Raw genomic sequence first — 20,193 nt, 5'->3', positions numbered from 1 at the left:
TGAACGGTCGAAGATTGCCACTCGCAGCGGCAGATGTCAGGGCCGCGTCAAAAGGTTGGCCGGAAACGGTCCGTTGTCCGAAGATGCGTATCCGCTATCCGGACCATTCGCCTCCGTAGGCTGCCTGGGCCGTTCGACATGCGGAACGCCTGGTACCGGTTGCTAACACTTGCGCAACAAGAGGCTGCGTTGACCCAAACGGCATTTACCGTACGGGTGTTTGTCGTACTGTTTCCCGGTGCGGCAGAAGTTCGTTGCCAGGGGAAGCCACGGACACCTGCCACTGTCATAGACCACGTGCCAGGGGGGCCCATGAGGCATGTCCATATTCCTGCGCAAAGAGTGGCCAGAGCGGCCCGGGAGTCCCTTGCGCCCGCACGGCGCCTCGGGGACAAAGCCCGTTGGTACCGCCCGGCCGCAATCGCCGCCGACTTCCTCGGCGCCGCGATCCCGGTAGGGCTCGTCTTCGACGCCGCGCAGCAGGTCCGGCCCGTCTACTGCGCCCTGGCCGCCGCTGTGGCGTGGACCGGGGTGCAGGCGCTGCGCCGGCGCTACGCGACCCGGACGCTCGGGGAGTCCCGCGGCGTACTGCCGGTCGTGCACGACTGGCTGATTCTGATCGGCGTGCTGGCCGTGGCGCGCGTGGTGACCGAAGAGGCCACCCCTCGACTGTCCGCGCTCGGCGCCCTGCTGCCCGCTCTGCTCATCACCATCGCCGTCCACAAGCTGACCTACCGCCACCTCTCGGCCGCCCGCCGCGAGGCCCAGGCCGTCAGTCGGGTCCTCGTCGTCGGTGAGCCCGACGCGGCCGAGGACGTCATCGCGCACCTCGCCGCCCGCACCGACCACCCGTACGTCGTCGTCGGTGTGGTCCCCGTCGGTGACGGGCCGCTCGCCAGCGGGGTACCCGTGGCGGCGCGGCTCGACGGATCGGCCCCCGAGGCACCGAACGGCGACTCCGCCGCCGTGCTCGGCGCCGTCGCCAGCCACCACGCCGACCTGGTGCTGGTGGCCCCCGGCGTGCGGATCACGGGGGAGCGGCTGCGCCGAATCGCCTGGGCCCTGCACGACACGGGTCTGGAACTCGCGGTCTTCCCCGGTCTGGTGGAGGTCTCCGTCAAGCGGCTGGAGACCCTGTCCGCCGGCGGGCTCGCCGTGCTGCGGGTGGCGCCGCCCGTCAGCCGCGGGGTGCAGACCCTGCTCAAGTCGGCCCTGGACCGGGTCGGAGCCGCGGCCGGACTGCTGCTGCTCTCCCCGATCCTCCTGGGGATCGTCCTGGCCATACGGCTGGGCTCGCGCGGCCCGGCCTTCTACCGGCAGCGCCGGATCGGCCGTGACGGGGTCCCGTTCGTCATGTGGAAGTTCCGCACGATGGTCGTGGACGCCGACGCGCTGAAAGCCGAGCTGTCCGGGTCCAACGAGAACGACGGTCTGATGTTCAAGATGCGCCGCGACCCCCGGGTGACCCGGGTGGGCAGACTGCTGCGCCGTACCTCGCTGGACGAGCTCCCGCAGCTCATCAACGTCCTGATCGGGAACATGTCGTTGGTCGGCCCGCGCCCGCCGCTTCCGGAGGAGGTGGCGAAGTACGACGAGGTCGAGCTGCGCCGGCTCACCGTAAGGCCCGGGATGACGGGATTGTGGCAGATCAGTGGAAGGTCCGACCTGTCCTGGGATGAAACGATCCAGCTCGACCTGCAGTACGTCGACAACTGGTCCTTCACCAGCGATGTCGACGTCATGGGCCGCACGCTCCGCGCCGTCGTGGACGGACGCGGAGCGTACTGAGGGACCGGGGCCGCCTGTGCGATCAGCTCTGCTCGCGCCACCACTTGTACGTGGCGGCGATGCCGTCCCGCAGCGGGACGGCGGGCTTCCAGCCGAGCGACGTCAGGCGGCTCACGTCCAGCAGCTTGCGCGGGGTCCCGTCCGGCTTGGACGTGTCCCAGGCGAGCCGGCCGTGGAAGCCGGTCACCTCGGCGACCGTCTCGGCCAGTTCCTTGATGGTCAGGTCCTCGCCGCAGCCGATGTTGACGGGCTCGTCGCCGTCGTAGGAGTTCAGCAGCACGGCGCAGGCCGCGGCCAGGTCGTCCACGTGCAGGAACTCCCGGCGCGGGGTGCCCGAGCCCCACAGCGTGACCTCGTCACGACCCTCGGCGGCGGCCTCGTGGAAGCGGCGGACGAGCGCCGGCAGGACGTGCGAGGTCTCCAGGTCGAAGTTGTCGCCCGGGCCGTAGAGGTTCGTCGGCATGGCCGAGACGAACGAGGCCCCGTACTGCTTGCGGTACGACTGGACCTGGACGATGCCGGCGATCTTCGCGAGGGCGTAGGCCTCGTTGGTCGGCTCCAGCGGGCCGGTCAGCAGGGCGTCCTCGCGGATCGGCTGCGGAGCCAGCTTCGGGTAGATGCAGGAGGAACCCAGGAACAGCAGCCGGCCCACGCCGGCGGCGTGGGAGCCGCCGATCACGCTGAGCTGGATCTGGAGGTTCTCCTCCAGGAACTGCACCGGGTACGTGCTGTTGGCCATGATCCCGCCGACCTTGGCGGCGGCCAGCACCACCGCGTCCGGGCGGACGTCCTTCAGGTACGCCGCGGTCGCCGCGGCGTCGCGCAGGTCGAGGTCGGCGCGACCCCGGGTCAGCACCTCATGGCCGTCGGCGGTGAGCCGCCGGGCGACCGCGGATCCCACGAGGCCGCGGTGGCCCGCGACGAAGACGCGGGCGTTCGGGGGCAGGAGCGGCAACGAACTTGTCATACCGCCGATGATGCCAGTCCGCTCCCGCGGCGGTGGCAGTGGTCCACGGCCCGGGCCGTGGACCCGGTTGCGGCCGCGCCGGGCGTGGCCGTCGGTTCGGGGGTGACCCCGGCGGACCCCACCACTCGGGCGGCGGCGCTTCGGTACCCGCGGGTGGCCCGGGCCCGTGAGCGTCCGGTCCCCGGCCCGCGCCCCGAAGCGGGGCCGCCGATCCCGTCCCCGATCCGCCGCCGGAACCGGGAGCGGGCCGGCCCGCGTCCGCTTCGGGCAGGGGCGTCCGCCCCGCCGGGGCGGTCCGGGAGCGGCCGTGTACGGTAACGCAATCCGGCCCCCGGGCCGCGGCCGGGCCGCTCGGTGCGACGCCTGACGGCCCGCTCCGCACCCACCTCCGAGGCACAGCCTCACCACGACCGACAGAAACCACCAGCAAGGGGACCCCATGGGCAAGACCGCACTGATCACCGGAGTCACCGGACAGGACGGCTCGTACCTCGCCGAGCTCCTGCTCTCCAAGGGCTACACGGTGCACGGGCTCGTGCGGCGGTCCTCCAGCTTCAACACGGAGCGGGTCGACCACATCTACCAGGACCCGCAGACCGCCAACCGGTCCTTCGTCCTGCACCACGCCGACCTCTCCGACGGCGTCGCGCTCGTGAACCTGCTCCGTGACATACGCCCCGACGAGGTCTACAACCTCGGCGCGCAGTCCCACGTCCGCGTCTCCTTCGACGCCCCGCTCTACACGGGCGACGTGACCGGCCTCGGCGCGCTGCGGCTGCTGGAGGCGATCCGGGCCAGCGGTGTCGACACCCGCATCTACCAGGCCTCGTCCTCCGAGATGTTCGGCGCGACCCCGCCGCCGCAGAACGAGGAGACCCCGTTCCACCCGCGCAGCCCGTACGGCGCCGCGAAGGTCTTCGCGTACTGGACCACGGTGAACTACCGCGAGGCGTACGACATGTTCGCCGTGAACGGGATCCTCTTCAACCACGAGTCCCCGCGCCGCGGCGAGACCTTCGTGACCCGCAAGATCACCCGCGCGGTCGCCCGCATCAAGGCCGGTCTCCAGGACCACCTCTACCTCGGCAACCTCGACGCCGTGCGCGACTGGGGCTACGCCCCCGAGTACGTGGACGCCATGTGGCGGATGCTCCAGCAGGACGAGCCCACCGACTACGTCGTCGCCACCGGGGTGGCCGCGACCGTCCGCGAGTTCGTCGAGTCCTCCTTCACGCACGCCGGCCTCGACTGGACCGACCACGTGCGCTACGACCCCAAGTACGAGCGCCCGAGCGAGGTCGACGCCCTCATCGGCGACGCGTCCAAGGCTCATGAGCTGCTTGGCTGGAAGCCGACGGTCCTGGTGGCGGAGCTGGCGCAGATCATGGTCGACGCAGACATCCGCCAGGTCGAGGACCAACTGGCAGGCGTGACGGTCCGCATCGACCGCTGAGGCCTTATATTTCCCCTACGGTTTGCCGTGTTCCGGCCATACTCCGCAGCTCTGCAGGGGTATGGCCGGGGTAAACCTGCCGTATGTCCCTTGTGCACCCTCCATGCTGAACCTGTTGATTCCAAGTTGGTATGCAATGGGTCAAGAGAGGTGACCAGGCCTTCACATGAGCCCTAGTCTGCGCCAGTACATATGGCTGTTCGGATAGTTCCAGCCATCAAACCGGGCAATTGCCCTGGGGGGCTCATGCGTAGATCCAGAGGGCTGACTGCCGCCCTCGTCCTGTCACTGGCCGGTACGGGCACCGGCATAGGCCTGGTGCTGATGCCTGAGGCGTCGGCCATCACGGCTCCAGTGGCATTCACCGCCGACGAACTGCCGACCTGGCAGACGAACGGCGTCGTCTGGGCGATGGCCCAGGCCAACGGCACCGTCTTCGCCGGCGGTACCTTCTCGGCCGTCCGCCCGCCCGAGGGCGCGGCAGGCGCGGAGCAGAACGCCGTGAACTTCGTGGCGCTCGACGCCGCGACCGGCAATCCCACCTCCTGCAAGCTGGCCTTCACCATCGGCGAAGGCACGGCGACCGTTCGTACGCTGGTCGTCTCGAAGGACAAGAAGACCCTCTACGCGGGCGGGTCCTTCGGCGCCGTCAACGGCACCCCGGTGTCCAGCCTCGCCGCGATCGACATCGCGAGCTGCACCCCCAAGGCATCGTTCCACCCGAGCTTCCCCGCCACCGTGCGCGCGCTCGCCGTCACCGACGACACCCTGTACGCGGGTGGCGACTTCGGCACGGTCGAGGGCCAGACCCGCGAGCGGTTCGCCGCCGTGGACGCCGCCTCCGGTGCGCTGAAGCCCTTCGTCGCCAACGTCGACGAGCCGGGCCGCGCGATCGAGGTCACCCCCGACGGCAAGAACGTGCTCCTCGGCGGCGACTTCTTCACCGTCAACAACTCCAACAGCCACGCCCTCGCGGTGGTCAACGCCACCACGGGCGCGGTCACCAAGACGTACAACAACATCCCGTCGAACTCGGTCGTCAAGGACATCGCCACCGACGACACCGGCTTCTACACCGGGCACGAGGGCTCCGGCGGCGGCGTCTTCGACGGCCGCATCGGCCTGCGCCTGAGCGACTTCACCGAGAAGTGGCGCGACCGCTGCCTCGGCGCCACCCAGTACGTCCTGCCGTACGAGGGAGTGCTCTACAGCTCCTCGCACGGGCACGACTGCTCCACCGAGCTGGAGTTCCCCGACGGCAAGCGGAACTTCCTGCTGGCCCAGCCGACCAACCACGAAGGCGCCGCCCCCGCGCCCGTGGACGGCTTCGTGCGCGGCCCGGGCAAGCTCGGCTGGCACCCCACGGCCAACGACGGCATGGACGGCACCGAGGGCATCGGCCCGCGCGTCATGACCGTGGCCGAGAAGAACGACACCAAGTACATGTGGGTCGGCGGTGAGTTCACCCTCATCAACGGCAAGCCGCAGTGGGGCCTGACCCGCTTCGCCTCGAAGGGCGACGTCGGCGCGCCGACCACCCCGGTGGCCAGCGCCTCCAGCGTCAAGCCCGGCGAGGTCCAGGTCCGCTGGCGCACCAGCTACGACGCGGACGACAGCAAGCTGACGTACCGCATCTACCGCAACGGCTCGGCCACCCCGGCCGCCACCGTCACCGCGAGCTCGCTGGAGTGGGAGCGCCCCCAGGCCTCCTGGAACGACGCCACGGTCAAGGCCGGCCAGAGCTACACCTACCGGGTGACCGCGACCGACGCCGCCGGTAACACCAGCGCCCTGTCGGCCGTCGCCTCGGTGAGCGTCCCGACCTCGGTCCAGTCCTACGCGAACCAGGTCCGCACGGACGGCGCCGACCTCTACTGGCGCTACGACGACGCGGTCAGCCCCTACGTCGCCGACTCCTCGGTGTCCGGCAACCGCAGCGGTGTCCAGCTCAACGCCCCCGCCCTGAAGCAGTCCCCGGGCGCCGTCTCCGGCAGCACGGCGATGGGCTTCAACGGGACCAGCCAGCAGGTCTACAGCGACCGCCGTCAGACGGTCGGCAACGCGTTCACCGTCGAGACCTGGTTCAAGACGAACACCACGCGTGGCGGCAAGCTCATCGGCTTCGGCAACAACAACGCGCGCAGCAGTGGCTCGTACGACCGTCAGATCTACATGACCAACACCGGTCGTCTGGTCTTCGGCGTCTACAACGGCTCGACCCGCACCGTCTCCACGGGTCTGTTCGAGACGTACAACGACAACAAGTGGCACCACGTGGTCGGTACCCAGGGCCCCGGCGGCATCACGCTGTACGTCGACGGCCAGAACAAGGGTTCCCTGAACGCCACGAGCAACACCACCTTCGCGGGCTACTGGCACGTCGGCGGGGACAACCTCGCCAACTGGCCGACCCGTCCGACGAGCAACTTCTTCGCGGGTCAGCTCGACGAGACGGCCGTCTACCCGTCGGCGCTCACCCAGGCCCAGGTCAAGAGCCACTTCGACCTGGCCAAGGCGCCCACCGACACGGTCTCCGCGGTCAAGACGACCGAGGACACCTACATCAACCAGGGCGCCCCGAGCACCGCCTACGGCACGTCCACCTCGCTCGCGGTGCGTGGCAGCGGCTCGCTGTACGAGACGTACATGCGCTTCAACCTGCCGGCCGCCCCGGCCGGCCAGGTCCTGAAGTCCGCCTCGCTGCAGATCAAGACCAGCACGCAGGCGAACGCCGGTACCACCGACACCGTGAAGGTGCTCCCGGTCACCGGTAACTGGACGGGCGCGGGTACGACCTTCAACACCAAGCCCACCCTCGGCACCACCCCGCTCGGCACCATCGCGGGCGTGCCGGAGGGCTCCGCGGTCCACAACGTGGAGCTGGACACCGCCGCGGTCACCGCGGCGCTGGGCACCAGTTACGGCCTGGGCCTGACGAGCACGGGCACCGACCCGCTGTGGATCTGGTCCTCCGAGGCCACGGCGGCGGAGGGTACTCCGCAGCTGGTCCTCACCTTCGGCGCGAAGTAAGCGACGAAGACCGAAACAACCGCCTGACGGCGTGCGGGGTCCGGCTCTCTGTGGCCGGGCCCCGCTGCACACCCCCTTGAGTACGGGAGCCATTGATGTACCGACGCTCCGCAGCGGCTGCTGTCCTGCTGGCCGCCGCCCTGACGCTGACCGCCTGCAGTTCGGACGGGGACAAGGCCGAATCCGGCGCCTCGCCGAAGCCCCCGGCCTCCTCGTCGGCCCCCGACCCGGCGGACGCTCCGCAGCCGTCGACCGACCCCGACGCGAAGCCGACCGGTCCCACGGTGCCGGACGCCAAGCTCACCCCGAAGACGGGCAGCTTCACGGCGGAGGAGAAGAAGTACCTGAGCGGGCGGGTCCCCGACAAGGTGGACCCGGCGTCCGTGCTGCAGGGCGGCCAGGACTCCTGCCAGCGGGTGCAGCGCACCGCGAAGCACGACAAGGACGCGGCGACCGGAGCCGTCATCACCGGCGAGATCCCGGGCGCCAAGGACGCGATCACCCTCCTGTGCCCGGACCAGAAGCCGATCCTCGCCGCGGCGGAGAAGGGCTTCCCCGAAGGCCCCCGGACCTCGCCCGCCGCGGGCACCTACCGGGCGCTCACCCAGGCCACCAACTGCACCTGGGAGGCCAAGGGCAAGGACGGTGGCACGCTCGCCTCGGGCCCCGAGACCCCGCCCAAGGCCGGCGACAAGATCACGGCGACGATCCCGGCCGGCACGGCGGAGTTCAACTCCTCGGGCTGCTACGCCTGGATCCCCGCCTAGTCGAACCGACGACGCCCCCGCGGACCGGACTCCCGGCCCCCGGGGGCGTTTTCGTGCCCGGAACCGGGGTACCCGCGCCGTCACACGTCACAACCCCGACGGCGGAAGGCAGATCCATGGGCATCGGCGGATGCATCGTCCTGATCGTGGTGGGTGCCATCCTCACCTTCGCGAGCGACTGGGAGCTGGAGAGCGTCAACCTCGACCTGGTCGGTCTGATCATGATGGCGGTGGGCGGGATCGGCCTCGCCGTGTACACGAGCATCTACAAGCGCCGCCGGGCGGGCGCCATCCCGGTGGTCGAGGAACACCGCCGCGACGTCATCTGACGCGGCGGATCGCGAGGGACGACCCGCGCCGCGCCGGCGCGGGCCGCCCGCCTCAGTGGCGGATGCCCTCGTAGATCGGGAGCAGGGTGTCCAGGACCGCTTCCATGGAGAAGGACTCCGCGGCCAGCTTGCGGGCCGACACCGAGGCCTCGCGGTTGGCGGTCGGGTCCAGGAGGGCCAGGACGGCCGCGGAGACGCCCGCCGGGCCGGGGTCGACCGCACGGCCCGCGCCGGCGCGGGCGATGTCGCGGGCCAGTCCGTTGGAGTGGGTGACCACCGACGGGACGCCAACGGAGAGGGCTTCCAGCACCGACATGGGGAACGGCTCGTCCACCGACGGCAGTACGTAGACGTGGGCGCGGCGCAGCTCCGCCAGGACCTCCGTGCCGGACAGGGCCCCGGGGACCGTGAAGCGGTCGGTCAGGCCCAGCGTCCCGATCCGGGCCCGTACGGCGGCCAACTCGCCCTCGTCCGGGCCCGCGACTACGAAATGCGCGTCCGGGTGCGCCGCGAGGACCTCCGGGGCCGCGTCCACGAAGTCCACCGGCCGCTTACGGGCCTGCAGGCGCGCCGAGTACAGGATGCGCGGCGCGCCCTCGGGCGTGGGGCGCTCCTCCTGCGCCGGGGTCCCGTTGACCAGCCGGACCGCCTGCGCCAAGGGCGGCGCGCCGACCACCGCGTCCAGCCCCTCCCGCTCGTGCGGGGTCAGGTACAGCACCGCGTCCGCGCCGCGCAGCAGGCGGCGTACCGCCACCGCGTCCAGCACCTTCGCCAGCAGCTTCTCGCTCGGGTCCACCATGCCGTGGGTCTGCAGCACCAGCGGCTTGCCCGCCCGCAGCGCCGCCAGCGCCACCGGCAGCGTCACCAGGTCCCGGGCCAGGTGGACGTGCACGACGTCGGCGTCCCGCACCAGGCGCCCGGCCGACGCCAGCAGCGCCGGCGAGGTCATCCCGCTGAAGCCGAGGGGCAGGAGGCGACGGGCCGGGAAGAGCTTCGCAGGAACGCCCTCCACCTCGGTCGGCCACGGGTCGAAGCCCTCGCCGAGCGCGAGCAGCCGTGCCTCGTGGCCACGGGCCCGCAGCCCCTTGGTCAGGTTGAGCGCGACCCGGACCGGTCCGCCGAAGGCGTGCGAGGGGGAGTGCAGGGTGACGGCGTGCAGGACTCTCACTTGGGCTCCTCCACCGGGCGGCGCTGCCCGTCCTGGGTCTGCAGGGTCAGCGCGGGAAGGTTTCTGTGGACCACCGAACCGGCGCCCGCGACCGCGCAACGGCCCAGCGTGACCCCGGCGAGCACGGTCGCCCGTACGGCCACCCACGCACCGTCCTCGACCACGATCGGGGCGTTGCGGTAGCGGAAGTCCGCGGCCCGGTGGTCGTGCGAGCCGGTGCACAGCATCGCTTCCTGCGAGACGCACACGTTCGCCCCGATGGTCACCGGCTCCAGGTTCAGCAGCCAGGCGCCCTCACCTATCCAGGTGTGGTCCCCGACGGTGAGCTTCCACGGCCACAGCACGCGCACCCGGTGCCGGATCAGGACGCCCTCACCGATCTTCGCCCCGAAGGCGCGCAGCAGCGCCACCCGCAACCGCGCCGGACAGAACCAGCTCATGAACAGCGTGTTCATCACGGCGAACCAGAGCGCCTGCGTCAGCAGCCCGCGCCCTTTGTCGTACCCGGCCAGCGTGAAGGAAGGAAGATCACGCAACAGAAGCCCCCATCGTGCTCTCGGCCGCCGCCTCCCCGGGCGTGGCCCGCTCAGACTAGACTGCGCGCGGACCAGGCACATCGGGTGGGGGCGGCAGTGACGACGGACATACGCAAGCCCTCCACGACCCCCGCGAAGCCGCCCGTTCCCTCGCCCTTCGAGGACGAGAGCCTGTGGGGCCGGGCCACCCTCCCGCGGACCCTCCTCTCGCGCGCGCTGTCCGTTCCGCTCGCGCTCGGATTCACCGTCTTCCTGCCGCTGTTCGTCGCCCTCCAGTCGGGTGCCGGAGCCCGCGACGCGGCCTTCTGGCTCCAGCTGCTGCTCACCATGTACGCGGGCGCCCGGCTCTCCGCGATGGTCCTCACCAGCCGCCGCAAGCTGCTCCAGGGCTCCTTCTGGCTCTTCGTCTACATGGCCATGGGCGTGGCCCCGCTCGCCCAGGCCGTCCTCGGCCAGGTCCCGACCCCGGTCGTCGGCCCGCGCTCCGACCTGACCGTCGCCATCGGGCTCGTCCTGCTCGGCTGCACGGCCTTCGACGTCGGGGTGCTGCTGGCCCGGCACCGGCCGGCCGGGCGCGCGGGCGGCTCCCAGAAGGAGTCGCGCCCCGTCATGGCGCACCGGCGCCGCCTCCAGCTGCTGACGGTCCTGTCGTTCCTGTGCAGCGCCGTCTTCATCATGAAGCTCGGCGGCCCGGCGGTCTTCTTCTCCAGCCGCCAGGAGATCATCGCGGGCATCGAGGAGGCGGGTGTCTCCAACGGCGACGGCCAGGCCGGCCAGGCCCTGCTGCGCGGCTTCGGCACCGTACCGGCGCTGCTCGCGCTGCTCCTGTACACCCGCTGGCTTGTCACCTCGAAGTTCGCCCGCCGCAAGGTGTCGATCATCGTCACGTGGGGGGCGCTCGCCGGGCTCAACCTGATCGTCAACAACCCGATCTCGAACCCGCGGTACTGGTTCCTGACGGTCATGTTCGCCCTGCTGTTCACCGTCTTCCCGGTGAGCGCGGCGATGTACCGGGTCGCGCTGTCCATGGCGGTGGTCGTCGCGCTGCTGATCTTCCCGTTCGCGGACCGCTTCCGCTACGACGAGAAGAACTACCGGCCGGTGGAGACCACGTCCTTCCTGGAGCCGATGGCCCTCAAGGACTACGACCAGATCGGCATGTTCGCGAACACCATCACCTTCTCGAACTCCGGGCCCGGCCACTCCTACGGCCGCCAGCTCGCGGGATCGGTCTTCTTCGCGGTGCCCCGCGCGGTGTGGCCCGGCAAGCCGAGGGACACCGGCGTGATGGTCGGCCAGTGGATGGGCACGGTCAACACCAACCTCTCCTCCCCGATCTGGGCGGAGCTGTGGCTCGACTTCGGACCGCTGGGGATGGGCGCGGGGTTGCTGGGCATGGGGTACGCCTCCGCCCGCGTCGACCGGCGCTACGCGAAGCGGGCCACGCGGCGCAGTCCACCGGGCAGCCTGATCTCGGTGGTGGTCCCGCTGGTCGCGGGGTACTCGTTCATCCTGCTGCGCGGGCCGCTGCTGCAGGCCTCGGGCCGGGTGGCGATCGCGGCCCTCTGCCTGGCGCTGGTCGCGACGTACCGCTCGGACAAGGCCACCACCCTGCGCTGAGGGCACGGCGCCGACCCGCGACGGCGTCCTCCCCGGTCGGGGCACCCCACCGGTGACGGGGTCACCGGCGGCGGCCCGCACGAGGTGGTGCGGGCACCGGGGGAGCGCCGAGGCGGCCCCGGAGGTCTCCCTTCCGGGCGTCGGCCGTCCCGCTCGGGGCCGATCCGGCCGCCTCAGGGGCGCCGGCCCCGGGCCCGTCCGGGTGCCGCCGGGCCGGCCGGGTGGCCGGTCGCGCATCCGGTGCCGCAGGTGTGTGGCGGGCACACCTGGGCACGGACCGACCCCGGCGCGCACGGTGGAGGTCGTCCCGGTGCTCCGCAAGGAGATGGAGGCGGTCCGCCGCCCGGACGTCCCGGACGCCCCCCGCCACCCCTCGGCGCCGCGAGCGTAGGTCCTGGGGGACGGGTCAGGCGGCCGGGGCCGGCACCGGTTCGTCGTCGCGTGCGGCGGCCGTGGCCGGCAGGCGGGTGACCCGCCACCACGCCGCCAGGGCCTTGAGGGCCGAGCCGGCCGCCAGACCCCACGCGGCGCCTGCCACGCCCCACACCGCGTAGCCGCCGAGCAGCAGCCCCACGGACAGCAGCGAGAAGACCACCTGCAACGACAGCGTGGCCTTCGGGGCGAGCACCCGCAGGGTCAGCAGCGCGCACGTGCCGAGCCCCATCACGGCGTACTGCGCCCCTGTGGCCGGCAGCAGCGCGGACGCGCCCGCCCAGGTGTCGCCCAGCAGTTCGCGGCCCAGCCGGTCCGGCAGCAGGTACAGGGCCGTGGCCCACCCCGCGCCGACCGTGGCGAGTACGAGTCCCAGCGCGGCCGTGGCCCGCACCGTGGCCCGCTTGCCGCCGAGCCGCCCGAGGACCGGCGGCCCGAAGGCGTTCGCGGAGTTGAACAGCACGTTCAGCGGCCCGAAAAGGGTGGTCGCACCCCGCAGCGCGCCGACGGCCAGCGGCGTGGCGAACACACCGAGGCCCAGGACGGCGAGCTGGCTGGAGCCGTTGCCCACCGCGAACTCGACCACGAACCGCTGCCCCAGGTGACCCCGCCGCAGGTACGGCCGCAGGTCGGCCCGGCTGCCGCGCACGTACGGGCGCAGCAGCCACAGCCCCAGGCCCAGCGCCGGCAGCGCGGAGAGCCCCCAGGCGAGCACCAGCCGTCCGGCCGAGGCCCCTTCGGGCTGCGCGGCCAGCGCCGCGACCACGCACACCAGCCGCAGCGCGTCGGCGGCCAGCGCCCGCTCCGGGGCGCGCAGGGCGGAGAAGCAGTACCGCAGGCCGTCCTGGAGGAGCACCACCGGCAGGACCAGGCCCAGCGCGAGGAAGGCCGTCCCGGTGGCGCCGGGCAGCGCCAGGCCCACCGCCGCGAGCAGGACGCCCACGGCGGCCGACCCGGCGGCGGTGAAGCCCACGGCCGAACGGCACTCGGCGCCGAGCCGCTCACCCTTCTCCAGCACCAGGCTCTGGCCGACGTAGGCCATGTTCAGCCCGAGGAGCACGCTGAACGTCACGTACACCATCGAGAAGTCGGCGAACCCGGACGCCGAGGACAGCCGGGCGGCCAGCACCAGCACCAGGATGTTCGTGGCGCTGGACGCCGCCTGGTCCAGGACCGACGCGACCGCGGCGAGGCCGCGTCGGCTCATCTGCGGCCCATGCGGACGGTGCGCAGCGCGACGGTGTCGGTGCCGTCACCGGGGATGTGCTGTTCGGGCTCGGCCACTTCGTACGGGATCGGCTGGGGCTGCGGCACCGGCTTGCCGGACTTCGCCGCGGTCCCGGGACCCGCGCCGGGGCCGACGGGGGCCGGACCGCCCTTGCCCTTGCCGCGCTTCTCGCCCGGCAGCGGCGCGTGCAGCACCGCGCCGAGCACGGTGCCGCCGGCGCCGCTGATCAGCTCGCGGATCCGGGACAGGTCGGTGCGGTGCACGGCGCGCGGGTCGGCGACGACCAGGACGCCGTCGACGCGGTCGACGAGGGCCAGGGCGTCGGCGTAGGAGAGCACGGGCGGCGCGAGCACGACGACCGTGGAGTTGGGGGAGTCGGCCTCGGAGATCAGCCGGGTGGCGCGGGCCGAGGTCAGCGAGCGCGGGACGTTGCGCGCCCGCTCGCCCGGGATCAGGTCGAAAGATCCGGACTCACCGGCGTCCACGACGAGCTGACGTCCGTCGGGCCACTCGGTGTCCGAGTGCCGGCCGCCGCCGCCCGGGCTGCCCGGGGTCTGGCTCCAGCGCGGCCGGCCGCCGGCGTCCGTCGGCAGCTGGCTGGCCAGGACCGGGGTACGCAGGTCGGCCTCGATGAGGAGGACGTCCTTGCCGGTCTCCGCGAAAGAGGCGGCGAGGTTCACGGCCACCGCGGCGGCGGTCTCGCTGCTGCCGCGCGGGGCGACGACGAGCAGGCGGCGCCGGTCGGCGAAGCGGGCGTCGTAGGCGAGGCGGAAGGCCACCGAGCGGTACTCCTCGGCGAGCCGGGGATCGGCCTCACCGGCGGCGAGCAGCGGTCCGCCGCCCGTCCGGTCCCGGGGCAGGTAGCCGAGCACGGGCGCGCGCAGCGCCCGGGCCACATCGCCCTCGGAGCGCGGGGCCGGGTCGAAGACCAGCCGGACCCAGGCGGCCAGCAGGCCCAGCGCGAGGCCCACGGCCGCGCCGAGCGCGAGCGACATGAGGATGCCGGGACCGTCGGTGGCGGTGGGCGCGGTCGCCGCGCTGGTGACGCGGCCCGGGGTCATGTCCAGGGCCTCAAGCTTGGTGATCTTGGTGTTGTAACCGCCGACCTCGCTCTGCAGGTCGGTCTTGGAGGAGCTGGCGGCGTCGCGTGCGGCGCCGGCCGGCATCCGGGCGATCTCCTTCGACACCTCGTCGAGCTGCTTGGCGATCGGGTCGCGCTGCTCCTTGTACCCCTTGACCATCTTGTCGCGGGTGGCGTCGAGGGCCTCCTGCCGCTTCAGCAGGTACGCCTCGGTCATCGTGTTGGCGCGCTTGGCGGCCTCCTTGGGGGAGTCCGCGGTGTACGTGAAGCGCAGCACCATGGTCTGCGGCGGGTTGGTGACCTGCAGCCCGCTGCGCAGGGAGGCGAAGCCGGACGCGCCCACGCCGAGCTTCTTCGCCGCCTCGTTGGCTATGGAGGAGCTGAGCGCGACCTGGCGCTCCGAGCCGATGTTGATCGCCTTGTCCGGGGCGAGGCTCGGGTTGAACGGGTCGTCGGTGGGCGCGCGCAGGACCACGTCGGCGGTCGCGACATACGTGTCGGCCGTCGAGATGCCGAGGTAGACGCCGCCCAGCAGACCGATCCCGATGCCCGCGCCGATGAGCCTGCGGTAGCGCAGGAGCTGCCGGAACTGATCTCTGAGGAGATCGGGTTCGTCGTCGACCGGTGCCGCTGCAGGGCGGTTCGTCTCGATCACGGCCGGGGTCCCCCAAGTGCTTCGTCCATCAGTGCGTCGATGCGGGCCAGGCCCGCCTCACGGCTCAGATGCGCCGCCACGTGGCGGGGTCCGGCCGCTCCCAGTGCGTCCGCGCCGTCCGGGTCCTCGGCCAGGGCCCGTACGGCCTTCAGCAGTGCCTCGGGGTCCTCCGGTGGTACGAGAACCCCCGCGCCCGAGCGTTCCACCTCCTGGGCGGTACCGCCCTCCGCCGCCACGGAGGCGACGACGGGCCGACCGGTCTGGAAGTAGGAGGTCAGCTTCGACGGGACGCTCATGTCCAGCACGGCGGCGTGCTGCGTGACCGCGAGAACGTCCGCCGCGGCGAGGATATCCGGGAACTCGCCGTCAGCGGCAGGGGGGATGATGTCCAGATTCGGCACATCCGCCGCGAGATCGGACAGAGCCGACCGCTGACTGCCGTCGCCCATCAGGACGAAACGGACGCTCGGATCGAGCCGGGCGGCGCCCACCAGGACCTCCAGGCCCTGCTTGAGGCCCATGTTCCCGGAGTGCAGGACGACGGTCTCGCCCGGGGCCCAGCCGAGGTGGTGGCGGGTCTCCCCGCGCGGCTTGGTGGGCACGGGCACGTGCGACCAGTTGGGGACGAGACGGATCTTGTCCGGGTCCACGCCCATGCCGACGACCCGGTCCACGAAGGTCTCGTGGATGACGCCGACGAGGGTGGCGCGCCTCAGGGCGTACGCCTCGGCGCGGCCGGCGATCGCGGCGGCCTTGTCCCCGCCGCTGATCCCGCTCTGCGCGGCGGCGGCGCCCATCAGGTCCTGGACGACCGGGACGTACGGGACCTTCCAGCGCGCCGCGAGCCGGGCGGCGAGCACGCCGCCCGCCAGGCTGGGCATCTGGGCGAGGATCGCGTCGGGCTTCGGCATCCGGGGCGGGGCCACGGCGCCGTGCAGCAGAATCGATCCTTCGAAAAGGGCGCGCTTCACGGCGGTCTGGCGCGGCGGCACGGTGTGCGCACGCCGGTGCACGGTGACCCCCGCGCGCTGTTCCGTGCGCTGGAACGCCCCCTTGTACTCGGGCTCGAGCGACCACGCCGGGTAGTGCGGCATACCCGCCAGCACGTGGGTCTCGTGACCGAGATCCGCCCAGTGCTCCGCGATCTGGGTGGCGTACGGGCCGATCCCCGCGTGCTCCGGAGCGTAATTGGTGGAAACCAGCAGCATGCGCCGGTGACCGGATCTGGACACTGAGCGTCCCCTTCTCCCCTGGATGATGCGCACGTCACCCTATTCGTTCACCCGCGTGGTGCGGAACGTGCACGCTATTGTCTGCTAATCCGCTACACCGGGGGGTGTGGCTGCTGGGGGTAAAAGATGACGGAGCACGACATGTCCGACCTTGCTGCGCCTGCGCGCAGGCCGTATCGAGTCGGCTATGCGCCCGGCGCCTACGATCTGTTCCACATCGGGCATCTCAACATCCTTCGCCATGCCCGGAGCCAGTGCGACTATCTGGTCGCCGGAGTGGTCTCGGACGAGATGGCCGAGCTCGCCAAGGGGCGCCGCCCGATGATCCCGCTCGTCGAGCGACTGGAGATCGTCCGCAGCGTCAAGTACGTCGACGCGGCCTTCGTCGAGACGGTTCCCGACAAGGTGGAGACCTGGAAGCAGGTCCGCTTCGACGTCATCTTCAAGGGCGACGACTGGCGCGGCACGCCCAAGGGCGACCGGCTGGAGAAGGACTTCGCCGCCCACGGCGTCGACGTCGTGTACTTCCCCTACACCGTGCACACGTCCAGCACCCAGCTGCGCCGGGCACTGGACGCGCTCGCGGAACCGGCCCAGGCCCCGGGCCAGGTCACCGGCGAACGGCGCTGAGCTCCCGGAACCACTTCGCGAGGAACGCCAGCAGGAACAGCGCGGCGACCACGCCCAGTCCCGCATAGGCCCAGACGAACAGCTTCCCGCCGCCGAGCAGCAGGAACACCAGGCAGAACACCCCGTAGTCCACGGGCAGCAGGGCCACCGCGCGCGCGGTCGACGGCGCGGCCGCCGGGCTGCCGGGGGCCGGCTTCGGCTTGAGCTTCTCGGTCAGCAGGCCGCCGAAGAAGGTCACCACCGCGGCGAACTGGAAGCCCAGCGGCACCAGCAGCCAGCCGTCCGAGCCCGTCCCGTACGCCTCGGGGAAGCGGTAGAAGGCGATCAGCACACAGGAGTGCAGGGCGGTGAGCTTGGCGGCGTCCACGACGTGGTCGAGCCACTCGCCGGCCGCGCTGCCACCACCGCGCAGCCGGGCCAGCTGCCCGTCGGCGGAGTCGAAGGCGAAGCCGACGGCGAGGGCGGCCCACACCGCGATCCCCAGCCCCCACGAGGGGGCGGCCAGCGCGACCGCGGCCACCGCGGCGAAGCTGAAGGCGGCACTGATCAGCGTCACCTGGTCCGGGGTGAGCCCCAGCGCGTACGAACCGGCGGCCAGATACCGCCCGGCGGGCCGGTTGACGAACCGGGAGTAGAGCGACACCCCCTTCGCCGACTTCTGCGCCCCGCGCAGTTCCTGCAGCGCGGTCGTGACTCTGCCCATACAGGGACCCCCTCCGAGATGATGTCGAACACATCATCGCAGTACGAACGAGGGTGCTGGTTCCGGATGTCGCATACGTCCGGAACCAGCGGCACGGTCCGGGGCCCGGCTCAGCTCACCACCCTCAGCAGCAGCACCGACCGCGCCGGGACCGTCAGGGTCCGTCCGCCGCGGTGCCGCGTCCGGGGAGGGTCGGCCTGGGCCTCCGAGGAGGTGTCCAGGACGACCTCGTACTCCTCGGCCCACGGCGCCTGGGGCAGCACCCAGGCCACAGGCCGGTCCCCGGAGTGCAGCAGGGCGAGGAAGCTGTCGTCGGTCACCTGCCGGCCCCGTTCGTCACGGCCCGGGATGTCCCGCCCCGACAGGTACATCCCCAGCGCCCCGGCCGGCGCGTACCAGTCCCGCTCGGTCATCTCCGCGCCCGCCGGGGTGAACCAGGCCAGGTCCCGCAGCCCGTCCGCGCCCTGCGAGCGCCCCGAGAAGAACGCCCGCCGCCGCAGCACCGGATGGGCGTGGCGCAGCGCGATCAACCGGGAGGCCAGGGCGAAGAGCGACTGCCAGGCCGGATCCTCCAGCAACGACCAGTCCACCCAGCCCGTCTCGTTGTCCTGGCAGTAGGCGTTGTTGTTGCCGTCCTGGGTCCGCCCGAACTCGTCCCCGGCCACCAGCATCGGCACGCCCGTGGACAGCAGCAGCGTGGTGAGCAGGTTGCGCAGCTGGCGGCGGCGCAGCACGCCGATCCGGGGATCGTCGCTCTCGCCCTCCGCCCCGCAGTTCCACGACCGGTTGTCATTGGTCCCGTCCCGGTTCGCCTCCCCGTTGCCGTCGTTGTGCTTGCGCTCGTAGGTGACCAGGTCGCGCAGGGTGAAACCGTCGTGCGCGGTCACGAAGTTCACCGAGGCGTACGGCCGCCGCCCGCCCCACGCGTACAGGTCGCTCGACCCCGACAACCGGTACCCCAGATCCCGGACGTCGGGCAGCGCGCCCCGCCAGAAGTCCCGTACGGCGTCCCGATAGCGGTCGTTCCACTCCGTCCACAGCGGGGGGAACGCCCCCACCTGGTAGCCGCCCGAGCCCACGTCCCACGGCTCGGCGATGAGTTTCACCCGCCGCAGCACCGGGTCCTGGGCGATCACCGCGAGGAACGGCGACAGCATGTCCACGTCGTGCATCGACCGGGCCAGCGCCGCCGCCAGGTCGAAACGGAAGCCGTCCACCCCCATCTCCGTGACCCAGTAGCGCAGCGAGTCCGTGATCAGCCGCAGCACGTGCGGGCGCCCCGCGTGCAGGGTGTTCCCGCAGCCGGTGTAGTCGGAGTAGCGGCGCTGGTCGGACTGGAGCCGGTAGTAGCCCCGGTTGTCGATCCCGCGCAGCGACAGCGTGGGACCCAGCTCGCCCGCCTCCGCCGTGTGGTTGTAGACCACGTCGAGGATGACCTCGATCCCGGCCGCGTGCAGGGCGCGGACCATCCGCTTGAACTCCCCGACCTGCTGACCCGCGGTACCGCTCGCCGAGTACCCGGCGTGCGGGGCGAAGTAGCCGATCGAGTTGTAGCCCCAGTAGTTGCGCAACCCCCGGCGCAGCAGATGGTCCTCGTGCGCGAACTGGTGCACCGGCAACAGCTCGACCGCCGTCACGCCCAGCCGCGTCAGGTGCTCGATCGCCGCCGGATGGGCCAGGCCCGCGTAGGTGCCGCGCAGTTCCTCGGGAATACCCGGATGGCGCATCGTGAAGCCGCGCACGTGCAGCTCGTAGATCACCGAATCGGCCCACGGCGTCTTCGGCCGGACGTCGTCCGCCCAGTCGTCGTCATCGTGGACGACCACGCCCTTGGGGACGAACGGCGCGGAGTCCCGGTCGTCGCGCACGGTGTCCGCGATGTACTGCTGCGGCCAGTCCCGGACGTGCGCGTACACCTCCGGGGGCAGCGTGAAGTCCCCGTCCACGGCCCGCGCGTACGGGTCCAGGAGCAGCTTCGCCGGGTTGTAGCGGGCACCCGTCCAGGGATCCCAGCGGCCGTGCACCCGGAACCCGTACCGCTGCCCGGGGCGTACGCCCGGCACGAACCCGTGCCAGATCTCGTGCGTGTGCTCCGTCAGGGTGCACCGGGTCTCGGCGCCGGCCTCGTCGAACAGACACACCTCCACCGCCTCCGCGCCCTGCGCCCACAGGGCGAAATTGGTGCCCGCCGTCCCGTCCGGACCGTGATGGAACCGGGCCCCCAACGGATGGGAGGACCCCGGCCACACGGGTGCCCCCGGGCGCGTGTGCACCCGTACCACCTGGCCCCTGACCTGCCCGTTCGGCCGCTCCTTCAGTCGGCCGTCGATCTGCGGTACGGGCACGGCCCGGCCGCTCCGCACCGCTTCCGCGGCATTGCTGACGGCTTCCACCGCCTCTTGCTCGGCTGCGCTCGACACTGCCCGCCTCCACGGCTCCTGGGTACCGGCGGGGGGAGGGGAGAGTGCGGCCCCGGCGTCCCGGCCTGGGCCCGCCCCCGTCTGGTCCTTCACACTGTTCTGCCCGGAGAGATCTGCCCGGAACGTGGCCCGCGCTCACGTTTCCCCCGCAGCG

At 71.9% G+C, this 20,193-nt stretch carries 15 protein-coding genes; 7 read left to right on the top strand and 8 right to left on the bottom strand.

The window, feature by feature from the left end; translation table 11 throughout:
• Positions 1–312 precede the first annotated feature (312 nt).
• A complete protein-coding gene (locus BCL76_RS24810) occupies positions 313–1,788 on the top strand; it encodes a sugar transferase (protein WP_109781599.1) in 1,476 nt (491 codons plus the stop codon).
• Between the two features lie 22 nt (positions 1,789–1,810).
• Here the strand turns inward: BCL76_RS24810 and BCL76_RS24805 are convergent, their stop codons facing one another.
• On the bottom strand, positions 1,811–2,755 hold the full coding sequence (locus tag BCL76_RS24805; protein ID WP_109781598.1) for a GDP-L-fucose synthase family protein: 945 nt from the start codon (positions 2,753–2,755) through the stop codon (positions 1,811–1,813).
• 439 nt (positions 2,756–3,194) lie between these two features.
• Here BCL76_RS24805 and gmd point away from each other — a divergent pair, with 439 nt between their 5' ends.
• The 4 genes from gmd to BCL76_RS24785 all read left to right on the top strand — a co-directional run bounded on the left by gmd (position 3,195) and on the right by BCL76_RS24785 (position 8,334).
• Positions 3,195–4,208 (top strand): GDP-mannose 4,6-dehydratase, encoded by a 1,014-nt coding sequence (gmd, locus tag BCL76_RS24800; RefSeq protein WP_109781597.1) that lies wholly within the window; start codon positions 3,195–3,197, stop codon positions 4,206–4,208.
• A 246-nt stretch (positions 4,209–4,454) separates the two neighbouring features.
• Positions 4,455–7,238 carry a DNRLRE domain-containing protein gene (locus tag BCL76_RS24795; protein ID WP_181382709.1) on the top strand — a complete coding sequence of 928 codons (2,784 nt, stop codon included), beginning with the start codon at positions 4,455–4,457 and terminating at the stop codon, positions 7,236–7,238.
• Between the two features lie 95 nt (positions 7,239–7,333).
• The gene (locus tag BCL76_RS24790; protein WP_109781595.1) at positions 7,334–8,005 is read left to right on the top strand and encodes a hypothetical protein; all 672 of its coding nucleotides are present in this window, start codon (positions 7,334–7,336) and stop codon (positions 8,003–8,005) included.
• 116 nt (positions 8,006–8,121) lie between these two features.
• Complete coding sequence (locus tag BCL76_RS24785) at positions 8,122–8,334, top strand: DUF6458 family protein (RefSeq protein WP_030763956.1); 213 nt, start codon at positions 8,122–8,124, stop codon at positions 8,332–8,334.
• A 52-nt stretch (positions 8,335–8,386) separates the two neighbouring features.
• Here the strand turns inward: BCL76_RS24785 and BCL76_RS24780 are convergent, their stop codons facing one another.
• Positions 8,387–9,502 carry a glycosyltransferase gene (locus BCL76_RS24780; protein WP_109781594.1) on the bottom strand — a complete coding sequence of 372 codons (1,116 nt, stop codon included), beginning with the start codon at positions 9,500–9,502 and terminating at the stop codon, positions 8,387–8,389.
• Positions 9,499–10,038 carry a WcaF family extracellular polysaccharide biosynthesis acetyltransferase gene (locus BCL76_RS24775; RefSeq protein WP_109781593.1) on the bottom strand — a complete coding sequence of 180 codons (540 nt, stop codon included), beginning with the start codon at positions 10,036–10,038 and terminating at the stop codon, positions 9,499–9,501. Before BCL76_RS24775 ends, BCL76_RS24780 begins: the two co-directional genes overlap by 4 nt.
• 96 nt (positions 10,039–10,134) lie before the next feature.
• Between BCL76_RS24775 and BCL76_RS24770 the strand changes: the two genes are divergently transcribed.
• Positions 10,135–11,658, top strand: coding sequence for a hypothetical protein (locus BCL76_RS24770; RefSeq protein WP_375137963.1), 1,524 nt, complete (start codon positions 10,135–10,137; stop codon positions 11,656–11,658).
• 406 nt (positions 11,659–12,064) lie between these two features.
• Here the strand turns inward: BCL76_RS24770 and BCL76_RS24765 are convergent, their stop codons facing one another.
• The 3 genes from BCL76_RS24765 to BCL76_RS24755 are packed head-to-tail and all read right to left on the bottom strand — an operon-like array spanning position 12,065 to position 16,262.
• The gene (locus tag BCL76_RS24765) at positions 12,065–13,297 is read right to left on the bottom strand and encodes a hypothetical protein (protein ID WP_109781592.1); all 1,233 of its coding nucleotides are present in this window, start codon (positions 13,295–13,297) and stop codon (positions 12,065–12,067) included.
• Complete coding sequence (locus BCL76_RS24760; RefSeq protein WP_109781591.1) at positions 13,294–15,054, bottom strand: lipopolysaccharide biosynthesis protein; 1,761 nt, start codon at positions 15,052–15,054, stop codon at positions 13,294–13,296. The genes BCL76_RS24765 and BCL76_RS24760 overlap by 4 nt, the downstream gene beginning before the upstream one ends.
• Positions 15,051–16,262, bottom strand: a complete 1,212-nt coding sequence (locus BCL76_RS24755) for a glycosyltransferase family 4 protein (protein ID WP_109781590.1) — start codon at positions 16,260–16,262, stop codon at positions 15,051–15,053. Before BCL76_RS24755 ends, BCL76_RS24760 begins: the two co-directional genes overlap by 4 nt.
• A 150-nt stretch (positions 16,263–16,412) precedes the next feature.
• Between BCL76_RS24755 and BCL76_RS24750 the strand changes: the two genes are divergently transcribed.
• Positions 16,413–16,916: an adenylyltransferase/cytidyltransferase family protein gene (locus BCL76_RS24750; RefSeq protein ID WP_375137962.1), complete on the top strand. Its 504-nt coding sequence runs from the start codon at positions 16,413–16,415 to the stop codon at positions 16,914–16,916.
• Here the strand turns inward: BCL76_RS24750 and BCL76_RS24745 are convergent.
• Both BCL76_RS24745 and glgX read right to left on the bottom strand, forming a co-directional pair.
• Positions 16,897–17,619 (bottom strand): CDP-alcohol phosphatidyltransferase family protein, encoded by a 723-nt coding sequence (locus BCL76_RS24745; protein WP_109781588.1) that lies wholly within the window; start codon positions 17,617–17,619, stop codon positions 16,897–16,899. The genes BCL76_RS24750 and BCL76_RS24745 overlap by 20 nt on opposite strands.
• A 110-nt stretch (positions 17,620–17,729) precedes the next feature.
• Positions 17,730–20,039, bottom strand: coding sequence for a glycogen debranching protein GlgX (gene glgX / locus BCL76_RS24740; protein ID WP_109781587.1), 2,310 nt, complete (start codon positions 20,037–20,039; stop codon positions 17,730–17,732).
• Positions 20,040–20,193: the final 154 nt, after the last annotated feature.

It is taken from the genome of Streptomyces sp. CG 926 (assembly GCF_003148825.1).
Taxonomy (GTDB): Bacteria; Actinomycetota; Actinomycetes; order Streptomycetales; family Streptomycetaceae; genus Streptomyces.
This window is presented reverse-complemented; position numbering and strand designations above follow the sequence as displayed.